This is a genomic window from Micromonospora sp. WMMD710, from assembly GCF_029626045.1.
Taxonomy (GTDB): domain Bacteria; phylum Actinomycetota; class Actinomycetes; order Mycobacteriales; family Micromonosporaceae; genus Micromonospora.
The window spans coordinates 5,958,103-5,979,587 of sequence record NZ_JARUBD010000001.1; the positions used below are offsets into that span (position 1 = coordinate 5,958,103).

At 72.9% G+C, this 21,485-nt stretch carries 19 protein-coding genes and 1 tRNA gene; 11 read left to right on the forward strand and 9 right to left on the reverse strand.

Annotation, left to right across the window (positions count from 1 at the left end):
• Positions 1-34: 34 nt before the first annotated feature.
• Both O7620_RS27615 and O7620_RS27620 read right to left on the reverse strand, forming a co-directional pair.
• Positions 35-1,258: a hypothetical protein gene (locus O7620_RS27615; RefSeq protein WP_278126033.1), complete on the reverse strand. Its 1,224-nt coding sequence runs from the start codon at positions 1,256-1,258 to the stop codon at positions 35-37.
• 285 nt (positions 1,259-1,543) lie between these two features.
• A complete protein-coding gene (locus O7620_RS27620; RefSeq protein ID WP_278127173.1) occupies positions 1,544-2,152 on the reverse strand; it encodes a helix-turn-helix domain-containing protein in 609 nt (202 codons plus the stop codon).
• Positions 2,153-2,434: 282 nt separating this feature from the next.
• Here O7620_RS27620 and cysS point away from each other — a divergent pair, with 282 nt between their 5' ends.
• Positions 2,435-3,850 (forward strand): cysteine--tRNA ligase, encoded by a 1,416-nt coding sequence (gene cysS / locus O7620_RS27625; protein ID WP_151490543.1) that lies wholly within the window; start codon positions 2,435-2,437, stop codon positions 3,848-3,850.
• A complete protein-coding gene (rlmB, locus tag O7620_RS27630; protein WP_151490542.1) occupies positions 3,850-4,983 on the forward strand; it encodes a 23S rRNA (guanosine(2251)-2'-O)-methyltransferase RlmB in 1,134 nt (377 codons plus the stop codon). The genes cysS and rlmB overlap by 1 nt, the downstream gene beginning before the upstream one ends.
• A 51-nt stretch (positions 4,984-5,034) precedes the next feature.
• Here rlmB and O7620_RS27635 read toward each other — a convergent pair whose 3' ends face one another.
• Together O7620_RS27635 and ugpC are read right to left on the reverse strand one after the other, a co-directional pair.
• A complete protein-coding gene (locus O7620_RS27635; protein WP_278126037.1) occupies positions 5,035-5,616 on the reverse strand; it encodes a hypothetical protein in 582 nt (193 codons plus the stop codon).
• A gap of 170 nt (positions 5,617-5,786) precedes the next feature.
• Complete coding sequence (ugpC, locus tag O7620_RS27640) at positions 5,787-6,878, reverse strand: sn-glycerol-3-phosphate ABC transporter ATP-binding protein UgpC (RefSeq protein WP_151490540.1); 1,092 nt, start codon at positions 6,876-6,878, stop codon at positions 5,787-5,789.
• A 342-nt stretch (positions 6,879-7,220) separates the two neighbouring features.
• On the opposite strand from ugpC, the gene O7620_RS27645 reads away from it, so the two are divergent.
• The 4 genes from O7620_RS27645 (at position 7,221) to O7620_RS27660 (ending at position 8,991) form a co-directional block, all read left to right on the forward strand.
• A tRNA-Thr gene (locus tag O7620_RS27645) sits at positions 7,221-7,297 on the forward strand.
• A gap of 120 nt (positions 7,298-7,417) precedes the next feature.
• Positions 7,418-7,819, forward strand: coding sequence for a helix-turn-helix transcriptional regulator (locus tag O7620_RS27650; protein WP_151490522.1), 402 nt, complete (start codon positions 7,418-7,420; stop codon positions 7,817-7,819).
• A 35-nt stretch (positions 7,820-7,854) separates the two neighbouring features.
• The gene (locus O7620_RS27655) at positions 7,855-8,274 is read left to right on the forward strand and encodes a VOC family protein (RefSeq protein WP_151490521.1); all 420 of its coding nucleotides are present in this window, start codon (positions 7,855-7,857) and stop codon (positions 8,272-8,274) included.
• Positions 8,275-8,346: 72 nt separating this feature from the next.
• On the forward strand, positions 8,347-8,991 hold the full coding sequence (locus O7620_RS27660; protein WP_151490520.1) for a histidine phosphatase family protein: 645 nt from the start codon (positions 8,347-8,349) through the stop codon (positions 8,989-8,991).
• A gap of 10 nt (positions 8,992-9,001) precedes the next feature.
• Here O7620_RS27660 and O7620_RS27665 read toward each other — a convergent pair whose 3' ends face one another.
• Positions 9,002-9,493, reverse strand: a complete 492-nt coding sequence (locus O7620_RS27665; RefSeq protein ID WP_192580307.1) for a protealysin inhibitor emfourin — start codon at positions 9,491-9,493, stop codon at positions 9,002-9,004.
• Between the two features lie 209 nt (positions 9,494-9,702).
• Here O7620_RS27665 and O7620_RS27670 point away from each other — a divergent pair, with 209 nt between their 5' ends.
• The 3 genes from O7620_RS27670 (at position 9,703) to O7620_RS27680 (ending at position 14,607) form a co-directional block, all read left to right on the forward strand.
• Positions 9,703-12,075 (forward strand): M4 family metallopeptidase, encoded by a 2,373-nt coding sequence (locus tag O7620_RS27670; protein WP_278126041.1) that lies wholly within the window; start codon positions 9,703-9,705, stop codon positions 12,073-12,075.
• A gap of 201 nt (positions 12,076-12,276) precedes the next feature.
• A complete protein-coding gene (locus O7620_RS27675; RefSeq protein WP_278126042.1) occupies positions 12,277-13,044 on the forward strand; it encodes an enoyl-CoA hydratase/isomerase family protein in 768 nt (255 codons plus the stop codon).
• A 90-nt stretch (positions 13,045-13,134) separates the two neighbouring features.
• Complete coding sequence (locus tag O7620_RS27680; RefSeq protein ID WP_278126044.1) at positions 13,135-14,607, forward strand: serine/threonine-protein kinase; 1,473 nt, start codon at positions 13,135-13,137, stop codon at positions 14,605-14,607.
• 70 nt (positions 14,608-14,677) lie between these two features.
• Here the strand turns inward: O7620_RS27680 and O7620_RS27685 are convergent, their stop codons facing one another.
• From O7620_RS27685 to O7620_RS27700, 4 genes are all read right to left on the reverse strand, one after another.
• Complete coding sequence (locus O7620_RS27685) at positions 14,678-15,121, reverse strand: HNH endonuclease (RefSeq protein ID WP_278126045.1); 444 nt, start codon at positions 15,119-15,121, stop codon at positions 14,678-14,680.
• Positions 15,122-15,335: 214 nt separating this feature from the next.
• Positions 15,336-16,586, reverse strand: coding sequence for a hypothetical protein (locus O7620_RS27690; protein ID WP_278126046.1), 1,251 nt, complete (start codon positions 16,584-16,586; stop codon positions 15,336-15,338).
• 66 nt (positions 16,587-16,652) lie between these two features.
• Positions 16,653-18,206 (reverse strand): FAD-dependent oxidoreductase, encoded by a 1,554-nt coding sequence (locus O7620_RS27695; RefSeq protein WP_278126047.1) that lies wholly within the window; start codon positions 18,204-18,206, stop codon positions 16,653-16,655.
• 29 nt (positions 18,207-18,235) lie between these two features.
• Entirely contained in the window at positions 18,236-18,718 is a 483-nt protein-coding gene (locus tag O7620_RS27700) for an MSMEG_6728 family protein (protein WP_278126049.1), read from the reverse strand.
• A 94-nt stretch (positions 18,719-18,812) separates the two neighbouring features.
• On the opposite strand from O7620_RS27700, the gene O7620_RS27705 reads away from it, so the two are divergent.
• Positions 18,813-20,789: an NAD-binding protein gene (locus O7620_RS27705; protein WP_278126050.1), complete on the forward strand. Its 1,977-nt coding sequence runs from the start codon at positions 18,813-18,815 to the stop codon at positions 20,787-20,789.
• Positions 20,790-20,870: 81 nt separating this feature from the next.
• Complete coding sequence (locus O7620_RS27710; RefSeq protein WP_278126051.1) at positions 20,871-21,431, forward strand: hypothetical protein; 561 nt, start codon at positions 20,871-20,873, stop codon at positions 21,429-21,431.
• Positions 21,432-21,485 lie beyond the last annotated feature (54 nt).

Consider the following 21,485-nt stretch of genomic DNA (forward strand, 5'->3'; position numbering starts at 1 on the left):
CCCGAGCTGGTCAGGCTCGGCCGGACTCGGGGGATCACCGCCGCCATCCGCGAGCGACCAGTGCGGCGCGTACCTCGCCGAGCAGCGCCGGGAACTCGGAGTGCAGACGGCGGCTGGTCACGTGCAGCACCAGCCAGCCCGCGCCGAGGAGCAGGTTGAGTCGGCGACGGTCCCGGTGCACCTGATCCGCGTCCGCATGCCACTGGCCGTCGTACTCGACCGCCACCCGGTACTCCCGCCACGCCAGATCGGGGTGTAGGACGACGCCGTTGGGCAGGCGCACCGGATGTCGGACGATCGGCCGCGGCAGCCCGCCGAGCACCAGCCGTACGCGCAGATGCGATTCCGGCGGAGACTGCGCCCCGGGGTCGGCCAGGTCGAAGACCCACCGCGCCCGTCGCCCACCGTGCTGATGTGCGTTCCGGCCCGCGATCCCGGCCAGCGCGACGCGGTCGGTCAACCCCCGCCCGAGCAGCGAGTCGACGATCCCGACCGCGCGGACCGGATCGAGCCAGACGGCCGTCTCCCAGGCGGCTCGATCGGGGTCCGAGCGCGGGATCGGCCCGCCCGAGGCCCGGTTGGGCCGCACTGCGCCCGCCGGACCCGCTGTGCGCAGTGGGCGCGTCGCGCCTGCAGGGCGGCCCGTGCTTGGTGACCGAGCCGTGCCCGGCGGGCGAGCGATGCTCCGGGGGCGAGTCGTGTCCGGGTGACGGGTCGCCTCTCGTGGACGCGCCGCACCGGATGGGTGGGGCGTGCCGGTCGGGTGGCCCGTACCGGTCGGGTGGGCCGCGCCGGTCGGGTGGCCCGCGCCGGTCGGGTGGCCCGCACCGGTCGGGTGGGGCGCGCCGGTCGGAGCGCCCGCGACCGAGAGGATCTCGGCCGGGTGACTCGGCTCCGGGTCCGAGAGCGGGGTGAAAGCGTTGACGTGTACGCGGAGGCCACGCTGTGCGCCCACTCGCAACTGCCGGGGCACCAGGACGTGCACGTCGTCGGTGAAGGACGCGGCGTGTTCGATGCCGTGCAGGTAGGCGGCCGACGGGCCGCCGACCAGCACGCCTGGCGGTAGTCGGAGGAGGGTGGCACGACAGGCCAGGGCGTGGTCCCGTTCCAGCCGTGCGTCGGCGTAGATGTCGTGGCGCAGCCGCACCCAGGCGGCGCTACGCAACTGGTGCTCGGTGAGAAGGCCGTCCCGGACGGCGTCGGAGCCGCGGAAGACCTGCCAGGTCAGGGCATCGGGTCGGTGCGGACGAGGTGGCATGTCGAGCAGCGTGCCGGCTGCCGGTCGACCGCCGAAACCCCTGTGGACAACCCGGCCCGAGCCGTCCGCCGGCCCCTGTGGACAACCGCGGGCCGGCCCGCCGATCGTGGTAGGGCACCGACGGTGATCCACTCGCGTTCATGGAAATCGTGCTGTCGTGAGCCGGGATGCCGCGTCTTCCATGAACCCGAGTCGATCAAGCGCGGGAGGCGGGCTGGCCGCGCGGCGGGCTGGGCGGGCGGCAGGCTGGGCGCGCGGCGGGCGCGCGGCCGGCGGGCGGGGCGGTCAGCGCAGGGCGGTGGCGACGGTGTCGGCGGCGGCCAGCACCTGCGGGCCGATCAGGTCGACGTCCAGTGGGGCGAGCGCGACCACGCCGACGCTCGCCTCCAGCCCGGGTACGCCGAGCACCGGCGCGGCCACCCCGTACGCCCCGGACTGCAACTCGCCGGTGCTGCTCACCGCCTCCGCCACCCCGGTCCGGCCGGCGAGGATGGCCCGTCCCGCGGCTCCCCGATCCAACGGATGCCGCGCCCCGGTCCGGTACGCGACGTGGAACGACGTCCAGCTCGGCTCGACCACGGCCAGGGCGACGCCCTCGCCGCCCTCGACCACGGTCAGGTGCGCGGTCGCGCCGGCCTGCTCGGCGAGCCGACGCAGGGCCGGCAGGGCACCCTCGGCGAGCAGCGGTTGGGCGCGCCGGGCCAGGTGCAGCACTCCGGCGCCGAGGCGGAGCCGCCCGTCGGCGTCGCGGCGCAGCATCCCGTGCCCGGTCAGCGGGCCGACCAGCCGGTACACGGCAGCCCGGCCGATCTTCAGCCGGGTCGCGGCCTCGGTGACGGTCAGCCCGCCCGGCGCGTCGGCGACCAGGTGCAGCAGCCGCAACCCCCGGTCCAGGGTCTGCGCCGTCTCCCCACCCCGCCCGGCGCCTGCGTCGACCGGGCCGGCGCCCGCGTCGACCCGGCCCGCAACGGCGTCGACCGGGGCAGCGGCCGTGTCGACCGGGCTGGCGACAGCGTCGTCCGGGCCGGCGCCCGCGTCGACCCGGCCCGCGACGGCATCGGCGGACGCGCTGGTGCGGGCGGGTGGCTCACCGGAGCGTGCGGTCGCATCCACGCCTGGCAGCGTACGACCCGGCACCGGCGGACCCGGACAGGCGTGGACGGCTACCCTTGTACGGTGACGCTACGCATGTATGACACCGCCACCCGATCGGTGCGGGACTTCGTCCCGCGGGAAGCCGGCAAGGTGGGGGTCTACCTGTGTGGTCTCACCCTCCAGGCTCCGCCGCACATCGGTCACCTTCGCTCCGGCGTCAACTATGACGTGCTGCGCCGCTGGCTGCTGGCGGCCGGCTACGAGGTCACGTTCATCCGCAACCTGACCGACATCGACGACAAGATCCTGGTCAAGGCGGGCGAGCAGGGCCGGCCGTTCTGGTCGATCGCGTACGCCAACGAGTTGATCCTCGCCGAGTCGTACCGGGCGTTGAACGTGCTGCCGCCGACGTACGAGCCGCGCGCCACCGGGCACATCCCGGAAATGCACGAGCTGATCGCCAAGTTGATCACCGATGGGCACGCGTACCCGGCCACCGACGGCTCCGGTGACGTCTATTTCGACGTGGCGTCCTGGCCGGCGTACGGATCGTTGTCGGGTCAGTCCCCGGACGCCATGCAGTCGGCCGGCGACGCCCCCGACCGGGGTAAGCGGGATCCGCGCGACTTCGCGCTGTGGAAGGGCGCCAAGCCGGACGAGCCGGCGGACGCCTACTGGCCGTCGCCGTGGGGGCTGGGCCGGCCGGGCTGGCACATCGAGTGCTCGGCGATGTGCTGGCGGTACCTGGGCCCGGAGTTCGACATCCACGGCGGTGGCCTGGACCTGACGTTCCCGCACCACGAGAACGAGATCGCCCAGTCCCAGGCGGCCGGGTTGCCGTTCGCCCGCTACTGGGTGCATCACGGGCTGCTCAGCATCGGCGGGGCCAAGATGGGCAAGTCGGCGGGCAACGCGTTGGGCCTGGCGTACGTGGACTCGCTGGGGGTGCGGCCGGTGGAGCTGCGCTACTACTACGCCGCCGCCCACTACCGTTCGGTGATCGACTACTCGGAGGATTCGCTCCGCGAGGCGGCCACCGCGTACCGCCGGATCGAGGGTTTCGTGCAGCGGGCCGTCGAGCGGGTCGGTGCCGGGCAGCTCGGTGAGCTTCCGGCCGGCTTCGTCGCCGCCATGGACGACGACCTCAACACGTCCGCCGCCCTGGCCGTGCTGCAACAGCACCTCCGGGACGGCAACACCGCGCTGAGCGCCGGTGACGATGTGACCGTCCGCACCACCCTGGCCGTGGTGCGGGCAATGCTGGATATCCTCGGGATCGACCCCCTCGACCCGGCCTGGACCGGTGGCGGCCGCCCGGATGATCTGCGTGCCGTGGTGGACTCCCTGATCGCGCTGGCCCTGGAGCAGCGCGCGCAGGCCCGGGGCCGCAAGGACTGGGCCGCCGCCGACGCGGTACGCGACCAGCTCAAGCTGGCCGGCGTGGTGGTCGAGGACACCCCCCAGGGCCCCCGTTGGACTATTGGAGAGCAGGACTGATGGCCGGCAACTCGCAGCGCCGTGGCCGGCGACTGACGCCGAAGGCGGGTGCCCCCAAGGGCTCCGGCGGCAAGAACAAGGACTCCCTCGCCGGGCGGGGACGCACCCTGCCCGCCGACGAACGACCGTGGCACAAGGGCTACTCGGGCACCGAGAAGCTGCCTCAGCGGACGGCCTGGAAGCAGGACAAGGAGCGCCGGGCGGCGGCCGAGGAGGGGCGTGCCCCGAAGATCGGTCAGCCGGGCAGCAAGGACACCACCTGGGGCAAGGGTGGCGGTCGGGGCGTACCGGCCAGTCGGGGTGGTTCTGCCGGCCGGGGCGGCCGGCCCGCCGGCCGGACCGGTGGCCCGCGGGTCACGCCGGGGCGCAAGTCGAACCCCTCCAAGGACACCCCGGAGCTGCTGGTCGGGCGTAACCCGGTGCTGGAGGCGCTGCGCGCCCAGGTGCCGGCGACGGCGCTCTACACCGCTCAGGGCATCGACATGGACGACCGGATCAACGAGATCATCCGGACGGCCGCCGACCGGGGCATCGCCAACCTGGAGATCAGCCGCGCCGAGCTGGACCGGATGACCGGTGGAGTGCTGCACCAGGGTGTCGGGTTGCAGGTGCCGCCCTTCGCGTACCAGCCGTTCGAGGACATGGTCGCCGCCGCCCTGGAGCAGCAGGCACCGCTGCTGGTCGCACTGGACGGGGTCACCGACCCACGCAACCTGGGTGCGGTGATCCGTTCGGCCGCCGCGTTCGGCGCGCAGGGTGTCTTCGTACCCGAGCGGCGGGCCGCCGGGATCACCGCGACCGCCTGGCGGACCAGCGCCGGCGCGGCCGCGCGGGTGCCGGTGGCGCAGGTGACCAACCTGACCCGGTCGTTGAAGGCGTGCCGCGACGCCGGCTTCATGGTGGTCGGCCTGGACGCCGACGGCGACACCGACCTGTACGACCTGGAGGCCGCCGTCGGTCCGCTGGTGGTGGTGGTCGGCTCCGAGGGGCGCGGGCTGTCCCGGCTGGTCGGGGAGACCTGCGACCTGACCGTCAGCATCCCGATGATCTCCGAGGTGGAGTCGCTCAACGCCAGCGTGGCCGCCGCGGTCACCCTGGCCGAGGTGGCCCGTCGGCGCGCCGTCGACCTGTAACGACATCGACGAGGGCCCCTTCCCGCCGTTCGCGGGAGGGGGCCCTCGTCGTCAAATCTGGTGGGTCCACGCGACGAAGAGCAGCGCCCCGGCCGACGCGATCAGCAGCGCCGTCGGGATCAGCCAGGGTGCCCGCCGCTCGCCGTCGAGGCCCCGGGTCAGCCGCTGGTGCACGGCGGCGATGCCGATCAACGCGGCCAGCCCGGCGGCGGCCATCGGCAGGCCGACGAGGAAATGCGCCAGCCACGCGCCGGCCCGGGTCGGACCACCCCAGGAAGTGTCGTACGGGCCGGGATCGACAAGCCCGTACAGGACGCCGCGCAGCACCATCAGCAGCTGGACACCGAGCGGCAGCAGCGCCACCAGACCGAGGAGCAGGCTGAGCAGGGCGTGGCCGAGCACCGCGGCCGGGCCGGGTCGCCGGCCGGGCGCGGGTGTCGGCGGCATCGCGAGCAGTCCGGTACGCAGGGCACGCCAGCGCGCGGCGGCGCTACCGGCTCCGCCCAGCGGGGCGGTCACCAGCGCCAGCAGGGCGACCGGCACCAGCGTCGCGCAGTAGGCGAGGCTGCGCCCGGCCAGGCGGGCGATCCGGTACGGCCCGGAACGGCTGATCGGGTGAGCGGTGGCGGTCACGGCGTCTCCTCGGGTTCGGCGTGCCGTGACGGTACGAGCGCGCACGGCCCAGCCGGGTCACCCCGCAGAGCCATCTCCGTGCTGGCGCCACAGGGTGAGAACCCACCGCCGGTATGACGAAAAGGGGCGGCCCGCCGAAGCGGACCACCCCTTTCCGGTACGGCGTTACGTCAGATCCGGCTGCCCGTGGCGGCGTGGAAGACGTGGCTGCGGCCGGTGCGCGGCTTGACGAACACGGTGTCACCCATGTTCGGCATGCTGCGCCGGTCGGTGCGGACGACGAAGCGCTCCGAGTTGCCACCCAGCGCGGCGTGGCCGTAGACGTTGGCGTCCGAGCCGAGGTCCTCGACCAGCTCGACGACGACCGGCATGCCGCCCTCGGTCGGGCTGACCAGGTCGCAGTCCTCCGGGCGGAAGCCCACCGTCACCTTGCCGTCGCCACCCTCGGCGCGAGCCGCCGCGACCTGCTCACGGGTGAGCGGGATCTGCAGCTCGGCGAACTCGGCGCCCTGCTCGTTCAGCGAAACGGTCTTGATGTTCATGGCGGGAGAGCCCATGAAGCCGGCGACGAACACGTTGGCCGGGGTGTCGTAGAGCGCCCGCGGGGTGTCCACCTGCTGGAGGACACCGTCGAGCAGCACCGCGACCCGGTGACCCATGGTCATGGCCTCGACCTGGTCGTGCGTGACGTAGACCGTGGTGACGCCCAGCTTGGCCTGCAGCGACGCGATCTGCGTACGGGTCTGCACGCGCAGCTTGGCGTCGAGGTTCGACAGCGGCTCGTCCATGAGGAAGACCTGCGGCTCGCGGACGATCGCGCGGCCCATCGCCACACGCTGACGCTGACCACCGGAGAGCGCCTTCGGCTTGCGGCTGAGGTACTCCTCCAGCTGGAGCAGCCCGGCGGCCTCCTTGACCCGACGGTCGATCTCCGACTTCGAGGTCTTGCGCAGCTTGAGGGCGAACGCCATGTTCTCGTACACCGTCATGTGCGGGTAGAGGGCGTAGTTCTGGAAGACCATCGCGATGTCGCGGGCCTTCGGGGGGAGGTGGGTCACGTCGCGCTGGTCGATGTAGATCGAGCCCGCGTCGACGTCCTCCAGGCCGGCGAGCATCCGCAGGCTGGTGGACTTGCCGCAACCGGAGGGGCCGACCAGGACGAGGAACTCGCCGTCGCCGATCTCGAGGTCCAGCTCGTTGACGGCGGGACGCTCGGTGCCCGGGTAGATCCGGGACGCCTTGGAATAGGTGACCGTAGCCATGGTGAACCGCTTCCTTTCACCGGCAGGAACGTGCCGGACGATCCGAGTGAAGGAGCGACCGGCACGTGTCCGCGCCGGTCAGCGGACGGCGGCCCGGTCGCGGGGGCGGCCCGGGTTGTCGTCCGTGTGACTGAACCGTAAACGGGTTTCCCCGCGCTGCCAAGGCGGGGGATCATCGAACGCGCCAGACCGTCTACGCATTCCGGTCACTCGGGCACGGTCGGACATCAATCGACGCCCCGGGAAACCCCCGGGCGTCGGGTTGTTGACGTTTCCCGTGCTCGGGAGCCCTCGCGAGCGGGATACCCGGACGTCACTCGCTATGCTGACCACGACACACGCGCCCCTGTAGCTCAGCTGGCCAGAGCACTCGCCTTGTAAGCGAGATGTCGCCGGTTCGATCCCGGCCGGGGGCTCCAATTCCACCAGGCATTCCCAAGCGGCGCTGCCCGCGTCGACCGGTTGACAGCAACGGGACTCACGGGAGTTCCCACCGAGCGCCTGAACGAGCGTGGCGAACGGAGTAGGGCGGGGGGCCGATGAGTCGCGCGGTGGAGGAGTCGAACCGGGCGATGCTGCGTGCCCGCGACGCGATGGATCGGGCGTACGCCGAGCCGTTGGACATTCCGGCGCTGGCGCGGATCGCCCTCGTCTCGGAGTCCCATTTCATCCGTACCTTCCGGGCCACCTTCGGTGAGACCCCGCACCGTTACCTGCAACGTCGGCGGGTGGAGCGGGCGATGGCGTTGCTGGTGGAGACCGACCGGGACGTGACCGACATCTGCTACGCCGTCGGCTTCAGCAGTCTGGGCACGTTCAGCCGGACGTTCCGGCAGATCGTGGGTGAGTCGCCCTCCGATTTCCGCCGTTCCCGCGCCGCCCCGGCGAACGTGCCGTCGTGCTTCGCGAAGGCCTGGACGCGACCAAGTAGTTTTGGATAAGCAGCAGGTCAGGGGAGACCTCTAGCGTCATGGGCATGACGATGAACGCGATCAGCCGCTCCCAGATCTACGTCCTCGACCAGGACGAGGCGCTCGACTTCTACGTGAACAAGCTCGGCATGGAGGTGAACACCGACCAGGACCTCGGTTTCATGCGCTGGTTGACGGTCAACCTGCCCGGCGACCCGGAGCGCGAGATCCTGTTGGAGAAGCCCGGTCCGCCGGCGCTGGACCCGGCCACCGCCGAGCAGGTCCGGGAGCTGCTCACCAAGGGCGCCCTGGGTGGGTACCTCTTCATGACCACCGATGACGCGCGCAAGACGCACGAGGATCTCGTCGCGAAGGGCGTCGAGATCACCGACGAGCCGACCGAGCGTCCCTACGGGATCGACTTCGGCATCCGGGATCCGTTCGGCAACCGGATCCGCATCGGCCAGATGTTCCCGCGGGCGTAGCCGGCCGATTATTGCGGTGTCGGGAGGTGCGGGGTCAACCCCGCACCTCCCGTTGTGTTGGGGTGGGGGGGCATGATCACCCGCCTGTTGTATCTGGCCCGACACGGTGAGCAGGACCTGACCGAGATGGGGGAGCCGGCCGTCGCGGAGCCGGACACCGGCCTGACGGAACGGGGCCGGCGGCAGGCCACCTTGCTCGGCGAGCGGCTGCGGGGCCACGCGTTCACCGCCGTACACCACGGGCCGTTGCGCCGGGCCGCGGAGACCGCCCGCCTGGTCGCGGCGTCGCTGCCGGGGGTTCCGGTGTACGAGACGGAGCTGGCCGGTGACCACCTCCCGCACGACACCGATCCAGCTGGCCTTCCCCCGGCGTACGCCAGTTTCCTGGCCCAGTTCACGGCGGCCGAGCGGGCCGACGGGCCGCGCGTGACGGCGGCGGCGGTGCGGCGGTTCACCGGCCCGGTCGCTGCGGAAGCCGACGGCGGCGAGCCGGTTCGCGAGCTGCTCGTGACGCACACCTTCCTGATCGGCTGGCTGGTCCGGCAGGCCCTCGACGCGCCGGAGCGGCGTTGGCTGGGCGTGAATTCGCACAACGCGGGGCTGACCGTGATCCGGTACGGGCCGGCGGGCCCGCCGACCCTGGTCGCCTTCAACGACGTGGCGCACCTGCCGTCGGAGCTGCGGGGCACCGGCCTGCCGGCGGACTACCTGGTCTGATCCCGGGCGGTCAGTCGGTGGCCCGCAGGATCAGATCGACCAGGGCGCGGGTGGCCGGTGGTGGGGTCACCTCACTGGGGCAGTCGATGTACCCGGTCTCGATGGTGCCGACGGTCAACCGGTAGCTGAACGCGTCCGCGCACCCGCTCGGGGTGGCGGTCTGGCGTGCCTCGGCGGCCAGACGGGGGTCGGCGACGAGCCCGCCCAGCCGGCCGAGGTCGGCGGTGCCGAGCTGGCCGGTACGCCGGCTGCCGGCCCGGTCCACGGCCGTCCACCGCCCGTCGGGCTCGATGGTGACGGCGTCACCGCGCCCGGCGAAGCCGCCGGAGCGCCGCAGCATGACCTGGGGTGCCACCGCGCGGGTGGTCGGAGCGATCGTGGGGGCGATGGTCGGCGGGGTGCCGGTGGTCGTGCCGGTCGGGGTCGGGCCGAGGGTGCCGGGTGACTGGCTCGAGGGGCTGCCGCCCCGGTCGGTGCCGGTGCAGCCGGACAGGAGGGCCACCAGGAGCGCGATGGTAACGCCGGTTGTCGAGGCGGGTCTCATGTCCGTCGGACGCACGACACCGGACGTGGGTTCCCTCGTCACGGCACTCATCCGTTCGGCCAGTGTCGATGTCTGGGAGCGTTCCAAGCCTTCTCTTTTGCTCAACGCATAGTTATATCTACATGCGTGACTACCCCCGTCACACTCTTCTCCTTCCAGGAGGGCATGTGAAACGACCCATCGCCGCCGTCAGCGCAGCGCTGCTCACCAGCGGCCTGCTGACCTGTGTCGCCACCGCGGCGCACGCGGCTCCGCCCACCGCCCCCGCGCCGGCTCAGGCGGCAACCGTCCTACGGACGAACCCCGGTGCCGTCCAGGGTTCAAGCGCCGAGTCCTACCAGGTGCACAGCACCAAGGTGGACGTCACCGGCGCCGCCCACACCCGCTACACCCGGACCTACCAGGGGCTGCGGGTGTACGGCGGTGACTTCGTCATCCACACCGCGCCGAACGGCACGTACGCCGGCAGTTCGGTCGGCCTGGTCGCGCCGTTGACCCTCGCCACCACGGCCAAGGTCACCGCGGGCGCGGCGAAGAAGGCCGCCCGCGCCGGGTTCACCGGCAAGGTCGAGGCCGTGGGCGCCCCGGAACTGTTCGTCGACGCCAGCTCCGGCACGGGCCGACTGGCCTGGGAGACCGTGGTCAGCGGCTGGCAGCCCGACGGGCAGACCCCGTCCCGGCTGCACGTGATCACCGACGCCACCACCGGCGCGGCCGTCGGGTCGTACGACGAGATCGAGTCGGTGGTCGGCAGCGGCCAGGGCATCTACACCGGCACGGTCAGCATCGACACGACGCTCTCCGGCAGCACCTACCAAATGATCGACCCGTCGCACGGCAACGGCCGTACCTGCGACATGAACAACGGCACGTCCACCTGCACGACCTTTACCGACGCCGACAACGCGTGGGGCAACGGCGCCAACTCCAACCGGCAGTCCGCCGCCGTCGACGCCCACTTCGGCGCCGCGAAGACGTTCGACTACTACAAGAACGTGCACGGCCGCAACGGCATCTTCGGCAACGGCAATGGCGTGCCGAGCCGGGTGCACTACGGCAACAACTACGTCAACGCGTTCTGGGACGGGTCCCAGATGACCTACGGCGACGGCTCGGGCAACTCCCGCCCGCTCGTCTCGCTGGACGTGGCCGGGCACGAGATGAGCCATGGTGTCACCGAGGCGCTGTCCGGCCTGGTCTACTCCGGTGAGTCCGGCGGCCTCAACGAGGCCACCAGCGACATCTTCGGCAACATGGTGGAGTTCTACGCCGCCGCGCCGAGCGACCCGGGTGACTACCAGGTCGGCGAGAAGATCAACATCAACGGCAACGGCACGCCGCTGCGATACATGTACAACCCGTCGCTGGACGGGTCGTCCGACAGCTGCTGGTCCACCAGCACCAAGAACAAGGACGTGCACTACTCCTCCGGCGTCGGCAACCACTTCTACTTCAACCTCGCCGAGGGCACCGGCGCCACCGCGTACGGCACCTCACCGGTCTGCGGTTCCGCCCCCGCGGTGACCGGCATCGGCCGGGCCAAGGCCGAGAAGATCTGGTTCCGGGCGCTGGACGTCTACTTCACCTCCAACACGGCGTACGTCAACACCAGCAACCCGGCGAACACCGCGCGGGCCTACAGCCTGCGCGCGGCCACCGACCTGTACGGCAGCTGCTCCACCGAGTACAAGACCGTGCAGGCCGCCTGGACCGCGGTGAACGTGGCCGGCAACGACGCGCCCTGCTCGACCGGCAACGACTTCTCCGTGTCGCTGTCGCCGACCGCCGGCTCGGTGAACCCGGGCAGCTCGGCCTCCACCACCGTCTCGACCGCCACCACCAGCGGCTCGGCGCAGACGGTGACGTTCTCCGCGTCCGGACTGCCCAGCGGGGCGAGCGCCGCGTTCAGCCCCGCCTCGGTGACCTCGGGCGGCTCGTCCACCCTCACCATCAGCACGTCGGCGAGCACGCCTCCCGGCACCTACTCGGTGACCGTCAACGGCGCCGGCTCGGTCACCCGGACCGCGACCTACACGTTGACCGTGAACGGAACCGGGGGCGGCTGCACCGCGCCGGGGCAGAAGCTGGCCAACCCGGGCTTCGAGTCCGGCGCGACCGGTTGGACGGCCACCTCCGGAGTCATCACCAGCTCCAGCAGCCAGGCGGCCCGCACCGGGTCGTGGAAAGCGTGGCTGAACGGGTACGGGACCAGCCACACCGACACGCTCGCCCAGTCGGTGGCCCTGCCGGCGGGCTGTGCGTCCTACACGGTCAGCTTCTGGCTGCACATCGACTCGGCCGAGACCACCACCAGCGTCGCGTACGACACGCTGCGCGTTCAGGTGCTGAACCCGTCCGGGACGGTGCTGGCCACGCTGGCGACCTACTCGAACCTGAACAAGGCCACCGGCTACAGCCAGAAGTCCTTCTCCCTGGCCGCGTACGCCGGCCAGACCGTCAGCCTGAAGTTCACCGGCACCGAGGACGCCTCGCTGCAGACGTCCTTCGTGGTCGACGACACCGCCCTCACCGTCTCCTGACCTGACTGTCGCACCGGCCCGGCGGCCTCCCCTCGGAGGCCGCCGGGCTCGCGCCGGGCCACGCTGCGTCAGCAGCACGGCCGTGCCGGGTGTGACCTGACCGATCGCCGCCCGGCTCGCGCCGTTATGGTCGCGGCACCGGCGCACGACGCCGGGGGCCAGATCGGCGGCGTCGGACGTGCGGCGCGGGAAGGGGTGGACGTGTCGGACGCGACGTTGACCGTCGAGGTGGCCGGACCGGTCGCGACCGTGGTGATGCACAACCCGGCTCGTCGTAACGCGATGACCGCGGCCATGTGGCGGCAGCTTCCCGACCTGCTCGACCGGCTGGAACCCGACCCAGGCGTACGGGCGGTGGTGCTCACCGGAGCGGGCGACACCTTCTGCGCCGGTGCCGATCTCGGCGACCTGGCCGAGCTGCTGGACGCCGGCGACACCAGCATCGCGGTGGCCGCCGAGGAACGGCTCGCTCGCTTCGCCAAACCCACCGTGGCCGCCATCCGGGGCGCCTGTGTCGGAGGTGGCGCCCAACTCGCGGTCGCCTGCGACCTACGTATCGCCGCCGACGACGCCCGGTTCGGCGTACCCCCGGCCCGGCTCGGGCTGGTCTACCCGGCGCCGACCACCCGGCGGCTGTCCCGGCTGGTCGGCCCGTCCGCGGCGAAGCACCTGCTGTTCACCGCCGAGCTGATCGACGCCGAACGTGCCCTGCGGATCGGCCTGGTCGACGAGGTGCTGCCGGGCGACCGGCTCGCCGAGCGGCTGGACGACCTCACCGCCACGATCGCCCAGCGCTCGCCGCTGAGCATCGCCGCGGCCAAGGAGATCATCGACGACCGGGCCGGACCGGCGCGGATCGCCTGGTGGCACCGCAAGGTCGCGGACAGCGGTGAGGCCCGGGAGGGCGTGGCGGCCGTCGCCGAGCGCCGCGCACCCCGCTTCGCCTGGCAGGCGCCCACCGACGGCTGAACGCGCAGGCACCGCGGCCGGAGTTTCAGCCATTGCGAAACCTCGATCCCGGGTGGTGTCGGGCCGGGGTGGTACGGCAGGCTGTCGGTCGTGCAGCGTGATCGGTTGCTTGCGGGCCGCTACCGGCTCCTGGAGCGCCTCGGCAGCGGCGGCATGTCCGAGGTGCACCGGGCGTACGACGAGGTGCTCGAACGGGACGTGGCGGTGAAGGTGCTCGTCGCCTCGGACGTCGCCGCCCGACAGCGGATCCGGGCTGAGGCCAAGGCGGCCGGCCGGTTGTCGCATCCGCATGTCACCAGCGTCTACGACTTCGGGGAGTCGCTTTTCGACGGAGTGCAGGTTCCGTTCGTGGTGCTGGAGCTGCTCAGCGGCACCACCCTCGAACAACGGCTGGCCACCGGCCCACTGCCACCCCTCGCCGGGCTGCGGGTCTGCGCCGAGGTGGCGTCGGCGTTGGAGGCCGCGCATGCCCAGGGGCTGGTGCACCGCGACATCAAGCCGGGCAACGTGATGCTCACCCCCACCGGCGCCAAGGTGCTCGACTTCGGCATCGCGGCCGCCGTCGGCGAACCGGAGGTCGACTTCGAGGGGCGGCTGCTGGGTACGCCGGCCTACCTCGCGCCGGAGCGGCTGGCGGCCGGCGAGGTGTTGCCGGCCTGCGACGTGTACGCCCTCGGCCTGCTCCTGCACCGGACGCTCACCGGTCGGCTGCCCTCGGCCACCGAGGCGCAGGCCGGGATGCTGCCCGCCCACGTCCACGTCGAGCCGGCCCCGCTGCCCGAGATCGACGGCGTGCCGGCGGAGATCCACCGGCTCTACCGCTGGTGCCTGGCCGGCGACCCCGCCGACCGGCCACCGGCCGCCGAGGCGGCCCGCATCCTGGGCGTCGCCGCCAGCGGGCCGGCGGCGAGTGGACCAGTCGCCCCGGGCGGGGCGAGCGTGGTCGCGGCCCGGTCCACGGACAACGAAGGGCAGCCGGGGCGTACCTCCTCCTGGCGACGGCGGCGGGCCGTGCTGGCGGTCGCGGGGGCGGTGGTCGCGGCCCTGGCGGCAGCCGGATCGCTCGGTGACTCCCGTACGCATCGGCACGACGCGGGTACCCCCCGAACCGGCATCGGATCGGATGGCACCACCACCGTCGGGCTGCCACGGACCGTTGAGCAGCCCGACCAGGCCGACACCCGAGGACCCGCCAGTCCGTCGGCCGGGAACGCCCCGGTCGCCCCCCGGACCGGCCCCCCGCCCGGTTCGGTCGGCACGTCGACCCCGAGCCCGACCGTCAGCCCTCCGGGACCGACCCGACCCGAGGTCACGCCCACACCCACCGAGCCGGTGGGCGTGCCGGTGGACGCCCGCGGCGGGACGGTCACCGTCCGCTGCCAGGAGGGGTCGGCCGAGGTGCTCGCGGTGAGGTTGGCACCCGGCTACGAGGCCGAGGCGTACGACCCGGGCCCGGCGAAGCAGGTCCAGGTCCAGTTGACCTCCGCCGAGAACCGCAGCGAGATCCGGGTGCACTGCGCCAGCGGCAGCCCGAAGCCGAAGGTGAAGGAACGGTCCGCCTGACCGGGGGCCGGCGGGTGCCGCGCCGGGGCGTACCCCCGGACACGGCCCCCCGTTCCCGCCGGCCGGTCGGTCACCGCCCGGCCAGCGCAGCCCAGCCCGGGTTGACCGGCTCCCGGCGGAGCGGCATGCCCGCCTCGGCCGGCGTACGGTCGCCCTTGCGCTGGTTGCAGGCGTAGCAGGCGGCGGTGGTGTTCCGCCAGGTGTTCCGGCCGCCGCGTGAGCGAGGCAGGATGTGGTCGATGGTCGACGCCGGGCCGCCGCAGTACGCGCAGCACCGATCGTCGCGGCGCAGCACCCCGGCCCGGGACCAGGCGGGCCCGGCGCTGAACCGCCACCGGGTGACCACGTAGCGGACCAGCCGCACCACCCGGGGCATTGGGAAGACCCCGATCACCTGGTCCGGCTCCGCCTCGTGGATCTCCGCCACCCGGCGGCAGAGCATCCGGATGGCGTGCTGGACGGAGACCCGGTGCAGCGGGCCGAGGTCGGCGTTGATGACGAGAACGGCGTCCACCGGGACTCCTTTCGACAGATGGTGACGGACAGCGAAGAGCCGCCCGGTCCGGCTGACGGACGGGCGGCTCGGCGCGTACGGGTACGCGTCAGTCGGGCCGGCCCGCCCGAGGTCCTTCCGCCCGGCAACCATCGCCGGGCAGCGTCGACGGCACGTTGGTGACGTGCGACTTCGTCATGAGCTGCTCCCGCGGCGGGTGGTTGACCTTGCGTGATCACGGTAGGTCGGGGCGGGACAGGGGGGCAACGTATTTCGATCGGCTCCCCGGCTCCTCCGGGCGGCGCTGCCGCCGCGCGGTGACCCCCGCCGCGCGGCGGACGGTGGTCAGGGGCCGATCGAGCCGCAGGGCCATCCGTGCGGTGAGTTCGCTGTCCAGCAGCGGTCGGTTGACCTCTCCGGCGACCGCCAGCGCCGGGCCGGAGACGGATCGCCAGATGGCGGCGATCCCGGCGCCGAGGCCGAGCAGGGCCACGGTGGCCCGGGCGGTCGGTGAGCCGGCCGCGGCGGCGGCGCTCACCCCGACGACGGCGAAGAGCACCACCAGCAGAGGCACCAGCACCGGCCAGAAGATGCCCCGTGCCGCCTGCGCCACCAGCCGCCGGTCCCGGATGATCAGGTTCCGGGCGACCACCGCGTAATCCTCCTCGTCGAGCAGGTCGCGCGGATGCAGACCGCCGGTGAGCACGCCGCGCCACAGGTCACCCTGGTTGCGCAGTTCGCGGCTCAACTCGGCGGGCGAGGGCTCGGTCGGGTCGCCCCGGCCGGAGCGTTCCACCGCGACCGCCCAGGCGGCCAGCGAGCGGCGGACGACCGCCGCCGAGTACGGCGGCAGCACGGTGGCCAGCTCGTCCAGCCACCGGCTGATCTGGACCTGCCGGCCGTTGAAGCGCCGCAGCAGTTCGGTGGCGTCGCCGGGCCGGACCGTGTCGGCCAGGGACCGGCCGAGCCGGTAGGCCAGACCGACCCGCAGGTTGGTGGCCATCGTCCACCGCAGCACGTCCACGTTGAGGTCGTCGAGGGCGAGCAGCAGCGGTTCCGTGTCGGTGGTGCCGGACGTTCGCAGGTCGGGCAGCCGGTCCAGGTCGGGCAGCCGGTCCAGGTCGGGTAGCCGGTCCAGGTCGGGCAGCCGGGCGCGGGCGGCGGCCGTGTCGGGCAGGGGTCCGTTGTGCCGGGTGAGCGCGGCGATCTGGGCCAGCGCGACGTCGACCCCGTCGAGGTACATCCGCATCCGGCGGGGTGTGGACATCTCGGTCAGGTTGGAGAGTTTGGCCGGTGGGCGGGGCGGGGCGGTCGGGGCGGGCTGGGCGTTGCGCCCGTGGTGGTACGCGTCCGCCATCCACCAACCCAGGCGCAGGGCGGTGACGACGCAGGCGCGCTCGTCGCGGATGAGGGGGTACGCGTCGTCCCGGCCGGTCTCCTCGGCGGGCCCTCCGCTCTGGGCGCCGGCACGGTGCAGTGGTGACATCTCCGCTGCCCTCCCGCCCGACCGATCGACAGATGATCAATCGAGCGTACGGCAGCGTACCGTCGCTTATAGAGGCTTTTGTCGGTTTCGCTTGTCCCGCCCGGCCAGCAGTCCCCGCGGCCGGATCGAGCTCACCGGCTCGGCCGCGCCGCCCTCCGCGCGCAGGATGTGGTTCGCGGCGATGATGCCGGTCGCCGCGGACCGCTCCATCAACGCGCTCGGGAAGTCCGTGCCAATGCCGTCGCCGGCCAGGTAGAGGCCGGCGGCGTCGGTGCGTACCCCCGGTCGCCAGGCGTGGCTGCCCGGAGTGAAAGCCGGCGCCTGCGCCTGGACCCGGGCCCGTAGCTCGCGGACCCGCAGGTCGGCGACCTCCGGCCAGAGCGTGACCAGCTCGCGGCGCATCCGCTCGGCCAACTCCTCGGCCGGCACGTCGGGCTCGCAGGCGTACGCGTGCACCTCGAGGACCGACCCGCCGGTCTGCCGCGCCCAGCGCCGCGACTCGTTCTCCAGCCGGTGGTAGAGCGTCACCGAGTCCAGGGTGGGCTGCCGGGACACGCCGCTGAACACCGCGCGGCCGGCGGCGACGTCCCCGTCGCACCAGTACCGCGCGACCGCGTACGGCGGACCGGGCGTGCCGAACGCGGGCATCCGCGCCACCAGCTCCGGTGCCCGCGTGACCAGGTCGGGGGAGGCCGCGACCAGCGCGGCGAGCGCCGGCGGATCGACGGCCAGCACGACGTGGCCCGCCGGGTGGCTGCCGCCGTCGGTGGTCGTGACCCGCCAGCCGTCGGCGTAGCGGTGCACGCCGGTCGCGGCGGCGCTGGTGAGCACCCGGCCGCCGTGCTTCTCCACGTGTCGGGTCAGCGGCTCCCAGATCGCGGTCGCGTAGTCCTCATCGGGGCAGTCGAAGGCCAGCCCCTCCGGGTTGCCGAGCAGGTAGAAGTGGAACTGGGCGACCATCTCGGCGGCCGACATCTCCGCCTCGTGGTTGAAGAACGAGTGCGAGAAGACCTCGAACAGCATGGCCCGTGCCCGGTCCGGCAGTCGCAGCGACGCCAGCAGTTCGTCGGCGGTCGTGTCGTCCAGGTCGGCGTAGGTGCGCACCGGGTCGTAGGTGAGCAGCGGCAGCGCGGCGTCCCGATCCATCAGACGCAGGTCGGCGAGGCGCAGGCTGGGGCTGCGTAGCAGCAGCGCGAGCAGGTTCGCCGGCGGTGCCGGCGGCAGCTTGCCGAACTCCTCGGTCGGCCACTCCCCGCTCAGGATCGGATAGCCCGGGATGGGCTTGAGGAAGCCCAGGTCGGGGTCGATCCGGCGGAGGATCGACCGCCAGTTGTAGTACTGCCGGAAGAACGCGTGGAAGCCGTGCTCGTTCTGCTGACTGCCGTCGGCCAGGGCCTCCGGCCAGGCGCCCAGCCGGCCGCCGAGGGTGGGCGCGGCCTCCAGCACCGTCACCGCGACGCCCCGCTCGGCCAGCACCACCGCCGCCGACATGCCGGCGATGCCACCACCCACCACCACCGCCGAGACCGGTCGCGGCACGCGGTCGGCGCCACCGCCGCCCGGGTCCACCTGGTGCTGGCGTACGCCGATGAGTCGACCCACCATGTGCGACAGCGCCACGAGGACCTCCCTGTTCGGGTCAGTCTCCCCTACGGAAGGCAGCGGCGCGCGCGGTCGGAGGCAGGCCAGACGTACTCCAGATCCTCCGGGACGTCGTCGCCGAAGATCGGGCGGTAGTGCGCCGGGTCCTTGCGCACCAGCGACGAGCGGTGGCTCAGGTGCAGGTCGTCGCGGCCCAGCCAGGGCGGCAGCTCGCCGGCGCGGGCCAGTTCGTCCTGGGTACGCACCACGCCGGTCCCGCAGGCGGCGGCCAGGTCGACGGTCATCGTGGTGGCGCAGGTGTCGGCGCGTCCCGGTTCGGTCCAGACGGCGCACATGTCCAGCCCGTACCGGGTGAGCGCCTCCTCGTACCCGGCCCACATCTTCACCGCCGGGTGGTTGCGCCAGCCGTAGTCGGGGCGGGTGAGTCCGCGCAGCACCTGGATGGCCTCCACCCGCTGCTTGCCCAGCCGCCGCTGGTCCAGCGCGCGGGCGCTGGCCAGGAAGTCCGGGTACGGCAGGAAGGTCTGCATTGCGCTGCTCTACCCGCCGCCCGGGCCGACATGCCTGCTCGGGGATGATCCGGACAGGGTCGCCCACCATGGTCGCGCTGATTACGATCCGGGCATGGCGGAACCGTGGCGGGACCGGGCGCGACGGGCGGTCGAGTGGAACTGGCGGCTGCGGGCCGCGGGTGACCCGCGACCGCACTACGTGATCTGCGGACGGGACGCGCTCGCCTACTACGTGGCACGGGCGATGCTCGAATCCGAACTGCCCGCCGGCGGCGCCCGGGTGACCGTGGTGGTGCCGGAGCGCTACCGCAGCAACGGGCCGGACGTGGCGGGGCTGCGGGGGGTGCGGGTGGTCCGCTCGGAACGGCTGGACGTGGCCACCTTCGAGGCCGCCGGGCTGGCCGGGGCGACCGGGCTGGCCCTGCTGCACCAGGACGACGTCGGCAACCTGCACGCCGCGCTCTGCGCCCAGGCCGTCGACCAGCGGGTCCGGCAGGTGCTGCGGATGTTCAACGGCACCCTCGCCGAGGGCGTACGGAAGTTGCTCAAGGCGCCGGTCGAGGTGCTCTCCGACGCCGAGATGGCGGCGCCGGCGTTCGTGGCCGCCGCGCTCGGAGAGGTCGACCCGAGTTCCTTCCAGCATCGGGACAAGACGTTCCGGGTGGCCCGGCGGGCCGATGTGCGTCCGCAGGATGTGGTCTGCGCGTTGGCGCACGGCGGTGACGAGCAGGGGGTGGAGCTGCTGCCGGCCGAGCAGGCCGGCGCCGATCTGGTGCTGGCCGAGGCGACCGGCCAGCCGCCGGGGACCGAGGTGGCGGCCCGCCGGCTGGTCCGGGCGCGGCGGCGGCGCCGTCCGGTCACGATGCTGCTGGGGGCGGTACGCGGCTTCGCCACCCGCAAGATCGGCATCGCGGTGATGCTGGTGCTCGCGGTGATCGCGGTGCTCGGCGCGCTGATCTCCCGAGCCGAGGGTGTCTCCCCGGCCGAGGCCCTCTACCTGACGCTGGTCACGACCCTCAGCGGCGCCGACCCGGACACCGAGAAGACCGCCAGCGCGCAGGTCATGCAGGTGGTGCTCAACCTGGCCGGCCTGGCGCTGATCCCGCTGATCACCGCCGTGGTGGTGGACGGCATCGTCAACGCGCGGCTGGCCCTGCACACCGGCCGGCTGCAACCCGCGCGGATCGGGCACGTCGTGGTGATCGGCCTGGGCAACGTCGGCACCCGGGTGATGGCGCAACTGCGCGAGTACGACGTCGAGGTCGTGGCGATCGACAAGGATCCGGAGCCGCGTGGCGCGGCGCTGGCCCGGCAGTTGGAGGTGCCGCTCATCGTCGGGGACGCGGCCCTGCCGGAGACCCTGGCGGCGGCATCGGTGGCTGACTGCCAGGCGCTGGTGGTGGCGTCCACCGACGACGTGGCGAACCTGGAGGCGGCGCTGGCCGCCCGGGATCTCCGCGACGACCTGCGGGTGGTGCTGCGGCTCTTCGACGGTGACTTCGCCGAGCGGGTCGATGAGACCTTCGCCCTGGGCGTGTCCCGATCGGTCTCCTATCTGGCCGCCCCGGCCTTCATCGGCGCCCTCACCGAACGCGCGGTGATCACCACGATCCCGGTCGACCGGCATGCCCTGCCGGTCGCCGAGGTGCCGGTAGCCGCGGGCTCCGATCTCGACGGCCGGCCCCTGGACCTGGTCAACCGGGACGGGCAGGTCCGGTTGATCGCCCGAACTCCGGCCGGCGGGACGAAGACGATCTGGTGGAAGGACCTCGACCCGCGTCAGGTGATCTTCGCGGGGGACCGGCTCACCGTGGTCGCCCGCCGCCGTGGCCTGGACTGGCTGACCAGGCACTGCGCCCCGCCCGCCCGGTCCGGCCCGGTCCCCAGGCCCGCCGGGCCCGCCGGTGCGGTGCCACACCCGACGCCCACGTCGCTGCCGGAAGCGGCGGAGTGGCGCGTCGCCGCCGCGCCGGACGCGGCTCATCCCGTGCCGGCACCACCCGGGACCGGCGGGGCGGCGACGAACGGCGGGTCGGCCGGCGACGTCGAGGTGACCCACCAGCCCGACGGGCCCGGCGCCGCGGGCTGACCGGACCGCGCGGCGGGCCTGCCGGTGGGGCTCCCGTCGGCGACGACGGCCGAGTAGGGTGCGCCCGTGCTTGGTGGTGGGGTGGGTCGACGAGCCCGGGACGTGCAACGACGGCAGCGGGGTGCGGCGGTCGTCCGGTGGTTGCGGACCCGGCCGCTGTGGTGGCCCGTGGCGGCGCTCGGCCTGGTCGTGGCGGTGGTCGTGGGCTGGGTGCTGTGGCCCGAGGACGAGCCAGAGCCGCGCCAGCGGGAGTACCGGGCGGAGACCGCGTGCCTGCTGACCGGCGCGGAGGGAGTCGCCGGCCCCGAGGCCCGTCCGGTGTGGACCGGCATGCAGGAGGCGTCCCTCGCGACCCACGTCAAGGTGCAGTTCCTTGAAGTGGACGGTCCGCAGACGGGCGCGAACGCCGAGACGTTCCTCGCCAGCCTGGTGCAGAGCCGCTGCGGCGTGATCCTGGCCGTCGGCGAGGCACCCGTACAGGCGGTACGGCCGACCGCCGCGCGGTTCCCCGCGGCGAGATTCGTCGCCTTCGGCGCCGCGACCCCAGGCCCCAACGTGGTCGTCGAGGAGGCCACCAACCCGGAATCCGTGCAGCGTAAGGCCGTTGAGGTGGTCTCGGCGCTGGCGTCTGGTCAGGACTGACGCCCCAAGGTTTCTCTCAGGATTAACCGTTCGGACATCTTGTGCCGAAGATCG

Coding starts and splice junctions, on each gene's coding strand:
- O7620_RS27615 (WP_278126033.1), bottom strand. CDS start 1,258: ATGCCACCTCGTCCGCACCGACCCGATGCCCTGACCTGGCAGGTCTTC.
- rlmB (WP_151490542.1), top strand. CDS start 3,850: ATGGCCGGCAACTCGCAGCGCCGTGGCCGGCGACTGACGCCGAAGGCG.
- ugpC (WP_151490540.1), bottom strand. CDS start 6,878: ATGGCTACGGTCACCTATTCCAAGGCGTCCCGGATCTACCCGGGCACC.
- O7620_RS27650 (WP_151490522.1), top strand. CDS start 7,418: ATGAGTCGCGCGGTGGAGGAGTCGAACCGGGCGATGCTGCGTGCCCGC.
- O7620_RS27655 (WP_151490521.1), top strand. CDS start 7,855: ATGACGATGAACGCGATCAGCCGCTCCCAGATCTACGTCCTCGACCAG.
- O7620_RS27660 (WP_151490520.1), top strand. CDS start 8,347: ATGATCACCCGCCTGTTGTATCTGGCCCGACACGGTGAGCAGGACCTG.
- O7620_RS27690 (WP_278126046.1), bottom strand. CDS start 16,586: ATGTCACCACTGCACCGTGCCGGCGCCCAGAGCGGAGGGCCCGCCGAG.
- O7620_RS27700 (WP_278126049.1), bottom strand. CDS start 18,718: ATGCAGACCTTCCTGCCGTACCCGGACTTCCTGGCCAGCGCCCGCGCG.
- O7620_RS27705 (WP_278126050.1), top strand. CDS start 18,813: ATGGCGGAACCGTGGCGGGACCGGGCGCGACGGGCGGTCGAGTGGAAC.